The organism is Roseburia sp. 1XD42-69 (assembly GCF_003612565.1).
In the GTDB taxonomy this organism is placed as follows: domain Bacteria; phylum Bacillota; class Clostridia; order Lachnospirales; family Lachnospiraceae; genus Roseburia_B.
In genome coordinates, this window is the sequence record NZ_RAZG01000084.1 from 1 (window position 1) to 10,787 (window position 10,787).

The 10,787-nt window shown below is 45.2% G+C and carries 9 protein-coding genes; all 9 read right to left on the reverse strand.

The features are described 5' to 3' along the window. Window positions 1-162 precede the first annotated feature (162 nt). The 9 genes from cls to D7Y06_RS21670 all read right to left on the reverse strand — a co-directional run bounded on the left by cls (window position 163) and on the right by D7Y06_RS21670 (window position 10,632). Window positions 163-1,701 (reverse strand): cardiolipin synthase, encoded by a 1,539-nt coding sequence (gene cls / locus D7Y06_RS21635; protein WP_120409681.1) that lies wholly within the window; start codon window positions 1,699-1,701, stop codon window positions 163-165. 9 nt (window positions 1,702-1,710) lie between these two features. Then, window positions 1,711-3,111 carry a sodium-dependent transporter gene (locus D7Y06_RS21640; protein ID WP_120409688.1) on the reverse strand — a complete coding sequence of 467 codons (1,401 nt, stop codon included), beginning with the start codon at window positions 3,109-3,111 and terminating at the stop codon, window positions 1,711-1,713. A 109-nt stretch (window positions 3,112-3,220) separates the two neighbouring features. After that, a complete protein-coding gene (locus D7Y06_RS21645; RefSeq protein ID WP_120409682.1) occupies window positions 3,221-5,563 on the reverse strand; it encodes an ABC transporter permease in 2,343 nt (780 codons plus the stop codon). Continuing rightward, window positions 5,560-6,243, reverse strand: coding sequence for an ABC transporter ATP-binding protein (locus tag D7Y06_RS21650; protein ID WP_120409683.1), 684 nt, complete (start codon window positions 6,241-6,243; stop codon window positions 5,560-5,562). The genes D7Y06_RS21645 and D7Y06_RS21650 overlap by 4 nt, the downstream gene beginning before the upstream one ends. A gap of 96 nt (window positions 6,244-6,339) precedes the next feature. After that, entirely contained in the window at window positions 6,340-7,566 is a 1,227-nt protein-coding gene (locus tag D7Y06_RS21655) for a sensor histidine kinase (protein WP_120409684.1), read from the reverse strand. Window positions 7,567-7,570: 4 nt separating this feature from the next. Then, window positions 7,571-8,257: a response regulator transcription factor gene (locus tag D7Y06_RS21660; RefSeq protein ID WP_120409685.1), complete on the reverse strand. Its 687-nt coding sequence runs from the start codon at window positions 8,255-8,257 to the stop codon at window positions 7,571-7,573. Window positions 8,258-8,279: 22 nt separating this feature from the next. Next, complete coding sequence (locus D7Y06_RS21665; protein ID WP_120409686.1) at window positions 8,280-8,612, reverse strand: helix-turn-helix domain-containing protein; 333 nt, start codon at window positions 8,610-8,612, stop codon at window positions 8,280-8,282. A 130-nt stretch (window positions 8,613-8,742) separates the two neighbouring features. Then, window positions 8,743-8,898, reverse strand: coding sequence for a hypothetical protein (locus D7Y06_RS26165; protein ID WP_158591459.1), 156 nt, complete (start codon window positions 8,896-8,898; stop codon window positions 8,743-8,745). Between the two features lie 60 nt (window positions 8,899-8,958). Further along, window positions 8,959-10,632, reverse strand: a complete 1,674-nt coding sequence (locus D7Y06_RS21670; protein WP_120409687.1) for a nuclease-related domain-containing DEAD/DEAH box helicase — start codon at window positions 10,630-10,632, stop codon at window positions 8,959-8,961. Window positions 10,633-10,787: the final 155 nt, after the last annotated feature.

Consider the following 10,787-nt stretch of genomic DNA (forward strand, 5'->3'; position numbering starts at 1 on the left):
AAAATCGCTACACTGCCCGTATTTTCAAGCATTGTAGCGATTCTATTTTTTCTCAACTGTCAAAAACAGGATTTTATTTAATGTCAATTCTTCAGCTTATCATCCAGTCGAAAAAACAAGCGGCTTTCCTCTATGCCCCTTACATCATCTACCCCTGCAATCTTACATTAGCGGCGCAAACAGCCTTAAAATACAGTCAATCCCTGTCACCACCGTAAATTTATCCTGCCTGTACTTCTCAGTCACTTCCGCACATTTTTTAAAGGTCTCAAGGAAATCCCTTTCCACATCCATAATCGCTTCATACCCATACATGAGCACTCCATTTTCAAAGTGGTGGTAAAGGCTGCGGTAATCCATGTTAATGGTGCCCACTGTGGCCACCCTCCCGTCCGCCACCGTCTGCTTGGCATGGTTAAATCCCGGGGTATACTCATAAATCCGCACCCCATGGCGCACCAGGCTGGCGTAATATGACCTTGTCACCCGGTAGATAACCTTTTTATCCGGTATCCCCGGGGTGATAATCCGCACATCCACCCCCCGCTGGGCCGCCATGGCAAGCTCCCGTATCATCTCGTCACTGATAATCAGATATGGGGTGGAGGCATAAAAATAATGCTTTGCCTGCTTGATTACATTCAGGTATACATTTTCCCCCACAGTCTCCTGCATGGGACTGTCCGCATAGGGGCAGACAAATCCCTGCTCCTCTGCCCTGTAAGTTACATCTTTTAAATAAGGCCCGTAATCCTCCTGATACTTTTCTGTAAGGTTCCATATCTCAAGAAACATTACCGTAAGGCTCTTCACCGCCTCCCCGGTAAGCTTCACCCCAGTGTCTTTCCAATGTCCATAGGGATGGATAATGTTAAAATATTCATCCGCCAAATTGTACCCTCCGGTAAATCCCACTTTCCCGTCAATCACGGTAATTTTCCTGTGGTCTCTGTTATTCATAAAAATCTGCATAGCAGGCATCACAGGGTTAAACACTTTGCACCGGATTCCCAGGGCCTCCATCCGTTTGATAAACTCCGGGGTAATAAAACCAATGCTCCCCACATCATCATAGATAATCCGAACTTCCACCCCGGCAGCGGCCTTCCCTGCCAGGATATCCCTGATTTTCCCGAAAGCCTCCGCCTCCTCAATGGCGTGGTAATCCATAAAAATATACTGTTTAGCCTCTTTTAATGCCAAAAGCTGGGCCTCCAACCCTTCCAACCCATCAGGATAAAATTCCACATCCGTATTGCGGCAGACAGGGTATCCCTCCTGTTTTAAAAGATAGCGGAACTGATTTGCCACATCATAGCCCTGCTCCTCTAATTCCTTCATCACCTGCTCTTTCTGGGTTAAATGCCCCATAAGCTCCCTGTGGATTTCATTAAACTTAAGCCGTACCCTCTTCGTTGCATCTTTATGCCCAAAAAGCCCGTAAATACAGATGCCCAGAACCGGAAAAACCAAAATCAGCATAATCCAGGGCATTTTAAAGGCCGCATTGCTGGGCTTCCCATAAATCCCAAGGGCCAGGAGAAATGCCATCAGGCTGCTAATGAGGGATACCGTTGCCGAATAAGAATTCAGACGGACAAGAAGAAACACAATCCATCCTGTCTGCAGACAGAATGCAAGACCTGCAAATGTAATCCTTCCCACACTGTTTTTAACGTTTCCTTTGCTCTCCGCCCTCATAATTTCCTCCTAAATCACCGTTAAAATTCCAATGGATTTCAAAAACAGTATCACCAAAAGCACTGGAGAAATATAGCGAATCATAAGGATAAACAGTTTCTTTCTTCCAAATTTACAGCCTGTTTTTTCCACCTCGTCAATAATTACGCCGGGTTTTAATACCCATCCAATTAAAATACAAGTTCCGATTGCCACCAGGGGCATAAGGCAGTTGTTGCTGATATAATCCATAATATCCAAAACCTGGGCATGGGCGCCGTTGGGCAGCACAATATCGAAAAACAATCTGTTGTATCCAAGACAGACCAGAATTCCTCCTGCAAGGGCAATTACCGTCTCAATAGAAGCCGCTTTTATCCGGGATACATGGAATTTATCCATAATGCTGGAAACCACTGCCTCCATTACGGAAACTGCACTGGTGATTGCCGCAAACAATACCATGGCAAAAAACAATGCCCCGATGATATTTCCGATTTTGCCCATAGAGGCAAAGACTTTCGGCAGGGAAACAAACATCAGGCTGGGGCCGGATGCCTCCATCCCCTCTCTTCCCATAAAAGTGTACACAGCCGGAATAATCATAACCCCCGCCAGAAAAGCCACAAAGGTATCAAAAATTTCAATCTGGTTAATGGATTTCACAAGATTGGCATCATCTTTCACATAGGAGCCGTAAGCCACCATAATTCCCATAGCCACACTGAGGCTGAAAAACAACTGTCCCATGGCGTCCAATAAAATCGTAAAAAATCCTTTTAACGTAAGCCCTTCAAAGTTGGGAACCACGTACACCTTTAACCCTTCCAGTCCGTTTCTGGCTACCCCCGCATCATCCGTGTAATGAATCGTTACGGAAAAAACAGCAATTCCAATTACCAGAAGAAGCAGAAGGGGCATAATAATTTTGGAGGAGGACTCAATTCCCCTGTTCACCCCCCGGAATATAATAAAGGACACCACAAACAAAAACACTGCCATAAGTACTATGGGCTGCACTTCACCGGAAATATACCCGGTAAAATAGCCGTCCTCAGCGGCTTTTGCCCCCTCACCGGTGAGATAGGCCAGAAAATATTTTACCACCCATCCTCCAATGACACAGTAATAGGGCATGATAATCACAGGGACCAAAGATGCCAGGACTCCTAAAAATCCCCAGTTATCCTTTAATTTCGCATAGGCCGTAAGGGGGCTTTGCTTTGTCTTTCTTCCGATAGACACCTCCGCAGCCAATAGTGTAAATCCAAATGTCAGGGCCAGAATCAGATAAATTACTAAAAATAATCCTCCTCCGTCCTTTGCAGCCAAATATGGAAACCTCCATATATTGCCCAGCCCCACTGCGCTGCCTGCTGCCGCAAGCACAAAGCCCAGGGAGCCTGAAAATGAGTTTCTCTTCTTTTCCATTTCTCCTCGGGAAAATCCCGTCTCCTTTCTATAAACAGCCGGAAATATCCTCATTCCGGCATTTATAAAATATAATACCACAAATACAGTACTCTTTGGAAGAAATATTTTAAGATAACTTAAGCACATCCATCCTTTTTATCTCTTTTGCCGGCCCCAAAACCGAAAGGAAAATGGAAAAAATCATCACGCCTAAAATCACAGAGAGCTCCCACAAGGGAACTTCCCAAGGCTCCCCCCACCGGAAGGTCACAAGGGATAAAAACAGCTTCCTGTTTAGGGGAATCCCAATCCCGCACCCAAAAAGGCTTCCAAACAATGCATAGACAGCTGCCTCCCCAGACACCATCCGCACAAACTGTCCCATGCCCATTCCCACGGCCCGCATGGCCCCATACTCCTTAAGCCGGGAGGAAACGCTCATGGCAATACAGTTTATCATATTAAAAAATCCAATCAGGGCAATCACAGCCAAAAAACCGTAGAGGAAAACCGCCATGGAAAGGCTTGCGCCTTTTGTTTCCCGGTTTCCAATCCGCTTGTCGGAAAAACCTATGGACTCCCCTAAAACCTTCTCCGCTGCCTGCCGGATCTGTTCCACGTCAGAATCCTTTGCATCAGAAAAAAGCTGCAAATCCAGGACTGCATAACCCTCCTCCCCTGTAATCTCCTCAAACATTTGTTCTGAACATATAGCCATTTCCTGTGTGGAGCTGTCATAGGGAATATTTCCAATCACTCCGGAAAGCAAAACCTCCCTATCCTGTCCCTGGATGGAAACCGTAACCTTTTCCCTGTCCAAAAGCACACTGCCCTCCTGGTAAACCAAAAGCATCCCCTCTCCATTTTGCACATCCTCTATCTTTCCTCTTAAAAGGGAATCTTCCCCCCACAAAAACTGCCTGCTGTCATAGGACAGCAGGGTAATCTCCCTCTCCTGCCCATGGGCCTTTACAACGCCCTTTGCAAAACTTCTTCCAAAGGCACATTTTACCCCTTCCGCATCCGCTAATTCTTCTGCCAGCCCTTTGGAAATGGCGTTTGAGACATCCTTAGTATAAAAATAAATATCCGGCGCCGAAGGACGCAGAGGGGTTATGGCCCGGTGCATAAAATCAATGGCTGTGCTAAAAGCCAGAAACAAAATAATGCTGAAGGCAAAAGAGCCGGACACCAGAAACAGGTTTTTCCTGCTGCCCCAGGCGTGATGGATTCCCAGGGCTGTATCAATTTTAAAAAAACGTGTATCTGCCGCTTTTTTCATCCCCCGGTCCCTGTCTGCATTCCCGGAAACCGCTGTCAGTGGAGACACCTTAGCCGCCCGCTTTGCCGGAGACTTTGCCGCCAAAAGCACCGTGAGAAGTCCCACAACAATTCCTGCCGCAATCCCCAGAAAACTCACCCCAAACACAGGAAGTTCCGAAAAAAGCCCCGGGCTTAAATACCGAAGCATCCCGCAGAGAACCCACACCAGAGACGATCCCAGCAAAATCCCGGCGAAAATCCCTGTTTTGCACCAGCCTAAGGCTTCTTTTCGCACAAAGCGTCTGACCTGCTTTCCTGTGGCCCCCAGACACCGCAGCATCCCGAAAAATTCCGTCCGCTTCGCCACACTGCTGTTCATGCTGGCGGTAATCATCAACACCCCTGCCGCCGACACTAAAACTGCCAGGACTGCCGCCACAAAATAAAACTGCATCATATAGGAATCCCTGCTTTGAAACATCAGGGCAAGGACTTTCACATTCTCCTGCACCTGGCTGTCTTCCAAGCCAAACTGTTCCTTAATCTCCCGGATTGCCCGGCTGATATTGCAAAAAGGACGGAATTTTACAAAATACAACACTTCCCCGGCGGCATCCGTCTCTTCCGTATAGAGCTTTTCAAACTCCTCCGCACAGAGAAACATCCCAAAAGCGTCATGCTCCGCCATAAGGGCCGTATTACTTGTAAACCCCGAAATGCGGTAGGTTCTCTCCTCCCCCTGGGGTGTTTTTAAAGAAATCCTATCCCCCACCTGCACATGAAGCCGCCGTTTTGCAATCTCATTTATAACTGCCTCCTCTGCAGTCTTGGGGAAGTCCCCTTCCGTTATATCTGCTGCGGGAAACATGGAAAGCAATTCTTTCTCAAATCCCAGGACGCAGGTTTCTGTCCCGTCTATTGTATATCCGTCCTCCAAATGATAATTCACTGACCCGTAAGACGCCATGGCATCCACTTCCGGGCGCATTTCCAAAAATGCCGCCTCTCTCTTGTCCATCTGAAAAGCGGCATGGTAACTCCCGTCAGTTTTCTCCGCCTGGATAAGCTGGGCCCGCATTTCCATTTCCGCCATGCCAAAAATAACCGTCACCAAAAACACGGATAACACAATGCAGAGCCGTATCATCCTGTCCTGCTTTTTGTTATGTTTTGCAGAAAATTTCACTAAATCCAGATAGTTTTTCATGCCTGCCCACCTCCCAGCTCCTCCAGTTTTCCGTCCGCCACGCGAAATACCCTGTCTGCCGAAGTGGTAAGGTTCATATTATGGGTAATCATCAAAACCGTCTGTTTAAAATGCCTGGATGCCCTAAGGAGCAAATCCATCACATCCTGGCTGCTTTTGGAATCAAGATTCCCCGTAGGCTCATCGGCTAAAACCAGCGCAGGCCTTGTTATCAAAGCCCTGCCAATGGCCGCCCGCTGCTGCTGCCCCCCGGAGAGCTGCCCCGGAAAATGGTAACGCCTGTTTTCAAGCCCCAGCACTTCAAGCATCTCCTCAACCTGCTCCATATCCGGATTTTTATAATCCAAAAGCAGGGGAAAAATAATGTTCTGCTCCACATTAAGCTCCTGAACCAGATGGAAGGACTGAAAAATAAAGCCCACATTCCTCCTTCTGAAAATTGTCCGCTCACTTTCCGTCATCTGAAAAAGGTCTTTGCCATTTAAAAACACTTTCCCATTGTCCGCCGTATCCAGCCCTCCAATACAGTGGAGAAGGGTGCTTTTCCCGGAACCGGAGACTCCTACCACCGCCCCGAATTCCCCTCTTGACATGGAAAAGGACACATGCTTTACCGCCTCCACTTTCGCCTCTCCTGTGCCATAGGTTTTACACAAATCTTCTACTTTTAAAATTTCCAACACTTTTGCCTGCCTTTCGTTTTATTTTTCTGCCAGCTTACTTTCCTGACAAATCAAATCTTAACACAAAGACCTTACGGCAAGGTGAATTCCACCTTACAGTTTTGTAAGGGAAATCACGAACACGGTGCCCTGTCCGGGGACACTCTCCACAGACAAAATTCCTCCCTGCCCCTCCACAATCCCTTTTGCCAGGGAAAGGCCAAGCCCGGCCCCCAGGGTATCGCTGGACTTTTTGCTGCGGTAAAAACGCTTAAAAATATGGTGGATATCCTCTGGAAGAATCCCACAGCCCGTATCTTTCACAAAAAGCCGAAGCATTATGGGGGAAGACTGCCAGAGAATCTGAATCACATCCCCTCTTTTTGTGTGGTCCAGGGCATTTTTCACCAGGTTTCCCACCGCCTCTTTCGTCCACTCCATATCACAGAAAACCGTCTCTTCCTGATTCCCTTCCACTAAAATCTCCTTCCCTTCCCGTTTTCCCCGCTCCAGTAATTCCCCCACCCCCTGTGCCACCAATTCCGACACATAGCACACATGCTTTTCAAATAAGATTGTCCCGGCATCCAGACGAGCCATTTTAAGCAGAGATAAAATCAACTGTTCCATCCGCTCCAACGAAAGGAGGGATTTTTCTGAAAAATGCTTCACGGTCTCTTCCTCCCCCGGTTCCTCCGCTAATATTTCCATGTACATCTCCAAAGCAGCCAGAGGGGTTTTCAACTGATGGGAAATATCCGATATCATGTCCTTTAAAAACTCTTTCGCCCTGTGCTCTGTGTCACACTCCGCCTTAAGGGACAGTGCAAGCTGTTCCACCTGCTCAAACAACTGATACAGCGCCCCCGTTTTTCCCCCGGGGAGATGCATTCCAAACTGCCGCCCGGCATATCCTTTCACAACTATTTCGGCATCCTTATATATTTTTTCCCTGCCCCGTAAAAAAACGCCTGTTCCGTACAAAATCCCTGCGGAAAAGAAAGATACCCCGAAAAAAAGAAGAAAAAAGCCAGACATCAGATTCTCCCTGAAAAAAAGAAAAACTCCCCCCTGGGCATCGCCCCCCTGCCCGATTTTTTTCACAAGGTCCCGCCCCGGAAGGGTAACATCTGTGTGATTCCATGCCCGGGCCAAAACTTCTGGTGATACCCCCTGCTCCAAAAGATATGAAGTTGCTGTCATCTCCTTTTCTGATAAAATCTTTTGGAATGATTTCACCCCGGCAAAACTTAATGCCCCCAGAAAACAGCTCAGAGCCAGACAGGCACACAGTAGAAACACAAAATACTCCCGCTGCTTTTTTTCCTGCAAAAAATCCATATCCTCACTCCTCCCACTGATATCCCACTCCCCGCACTGTCACAAGGCGTTTGGGACAGGAAGGATTCTCCTCCAGTTTTTCCCGAAGACGCCGCACATACACGGAAAGCGTATTGTCGTCCACATAACTTCCTGCCCCGTCCCACAATTTATCCAAAATCATTGTCCGGGTTAAAATCCGCCCCCTGTTTTCCAAAAACAGGCATAAAAGCCTGTACTCTGCACCGGTAAATTCCAGAATTTCTCCATTTTTCCGCACCCGCCCCTCTTTCAGATTCACCGTTAGATTTCCCGATTTCAGGCATCCCCCTTCACCCTGGGGCCTTTTGCTGCGCCGAAGCAGTGCCCGGATTCTGGAACACAGCTCCCCCAGCTTAAAAGGCTTGGTAATATAATCGTCCCCGCCGCAGTCCAGGCCAAAAATAACACTTGTCTCCTCCTCCGATGCCGTCAGAAAAATAATGGGCACCATATCCCCTCTCTCCCTTATTTTCTCACACAGGGAAAAGCTGTTTCCGTCCGGCAGAGTAACGTCAAAAAGGAGGAGGTCAAAATCCCCCCTCTCTCCCAATTTCTTTTCCGCCTCCCTAATTGTCCTGGCCACTTCCATTTGGAATCCGTTTTTTTTCAGGGAATAACAAAGCCCTTCCACCAGGCTGATATCATCCTCCAAAAGCAGCAGTTTATCCAATTTTATCCCTCCTGTTTTTCAACTACTTTTTCATAATCCTTAAAATATATGCCAAAATCCTGTCAAACAATTCATTTCTCTGCTCCTTACTGCAGTTTGCTATATAATATTCAATATCAAAATCTTTCATGCACTGCCCTGTAATTAAATATGTAGGGTCAATCCCGTAATTTTTATATAAAACCAGGAGTTTATCCGCCGACACCCCTGTGGCCCCGGATTCATATTTTCGGTAATGTTCCTCCGAAACGCCAAAATCAGCGGCAAATTCTGCCTGGCTCATCCCCAGATTTGTCCTGGCATCCCTGAGACGTTTCCCCACTTGAATATTTGCATCTTTTCTCTTTTGATCCATAAGTTTGCACCTCCGTTGTATCAAATCATAACAACAGAGGTGCAAAACATACAGAATCAAAAATCACCCAATAAGAATTATTTTTTAACCGTTCTCCGGTTAATCTTTATTCGGAAGGAAATAGAAGTTTTCAAACCTTCCTAATCCGAACCTCAAATACGCTCCCGTCTTCAAGGCAAATTTGAATTATATCCTTTTTATCCTCAAAAATCAAATCCTGCAGGGAAAGGTTGTCCGTATCGTTAATCACATCAAACAGCCTGTCCTTAAATTCATTTATATCCATAAACTCCATATCCTCCATCAGTCATCGGTCTGCCCAATTAATTTTATCTGCTTTTGTTTCCTATTCTTTGTACCTATTAAAAAATTTATCCGTAGCAGCAATATATAATAGAGTCCTGGCCCTGGTTCCTGCAATATAAAATAATGTTGAAAAATTCTTTTTTTGTATCTCTTCCACATCAAATAGAATAACCACTTTGGAATCTAATCCCTTAAATCCATGAATCGTGGCAAATACCGGCAAGTCCTTACTGGCATTAAATCTTTTATTCAGCACATTCACCTTAATCCCTGAATTGTATATCTTGGAATTCTTATATTTTTTTGATGATAAAAATATCACATCCTTCATGGCTACCTGTTCATTTTTCAGATTCTTTAAAAGTTCTTCTATCTGCTTTTTAAAATCTGCATCATCCGAATATTTGATTTTCCTGACTTCCTCCCCGTTTTCCTGAATGTATTCAGCCATATTTATACCGCTTATCTTTTCGCAATATGTACCAATCTGGACTGTATTTCTGCAATTTTTATACAACTGAAATTTTACGGCGGAATAAGACTCTAAAATATCCATCCCTTTCTGGTAATCGGTTATATAAATATTTTGTTTTTCGTCATAAAACACAGCCCACTGCCCATTCTCAAAACCATCTTTCAAAAGATACCCCAGAGCCTGCAAGTAAATAGGGTGAAACATATCCTGCCCCTCGTCCATCACAATTACGTCATACTGAAGTGATTCCAATTCTTTTGAACACAAATTTTTTAAATAATTATAAAATTTTTCTGGCAGTATTTCGTTAAAATATTCCTCTTTATTTCTGTTCAACATAAGCTTATTAATATTAAGAATTTTTTTAATCAAAGCGTGAATGTTGATTATCTCTAAACAATCTGATTTCGGCTGCTGCGCCGATAATCTCCCTGCCAGATTTGTATTGTAGGTAAGGTACAGAACTTTTTTGCCCAATGCAGCCTGCTTTCTGGAGTAATAAAGGGCTAACAACGTTTTGCCTGTTCCTGCCTTACCTGATATCAACAATCGTTTATTCAAAGATAATCCCTCTATTACATAGGTTTGTTCTTCTGTAAGCCGTATCAAACGTTTATCCACATCCTCAAGGCCCGCCCCCAGCACAGGGATAAAAGAAAAATTCCCCCGCAAAAAACTTACAATCTCTTTAATCTCCGGCAGTGAAAGTTTTCTGGGGACCCACTTTAGCCTACTCCGCCAATACCCATACACCCTTTTCATGTATTCAGAAATATCGGAAGTCATTTTATCATAAACAATCTCAGGAATCACTTCCTCTGAATGTGCCTGAAAATCAATATCCGGAAATACTACCCCACAGGCTACAAAGATAAATTTTATACTTTTATTGTCACAGAATTTCTCCTTTAAAACCTTCCGCAAACTAAACATATTATCAATAACCTGTGAAAAAGGGCTTTCCTTTTTTTCTGCCAGCTCTCCATAACGGTCAGTAACCCGCCACACGCCGTTTTGACATTCCACCCTGCCCCCTTTTATCTCAAGGCAGGCAACCCCCTCTTCGCAGACAACAACAAAATCTATCTCACCGTAAGGTTTTGTCTCATGCCTGGGAAGTCCCAGGGAATGTAACACATACGCATTGTTAAGTTCCAGATTTTGTAAAACATCAAACATTTTACGTTCCGCATCACTTTTTATCTCTTCCCCAAAATACGGTGGAATAAATGTAACCATAACAGCCCTCCCCAGACATAAAACAATTCTTGTCTAAATATTTCACCTTCGGCAAAATCACTCCCCGCCTGCCTTAAAGTTATATAGTGTCTGCTGATTAACCTACACAAGCAGGTAACCAGCCCTCCCTATAGTTTAAAATGTCCAGCAGATAA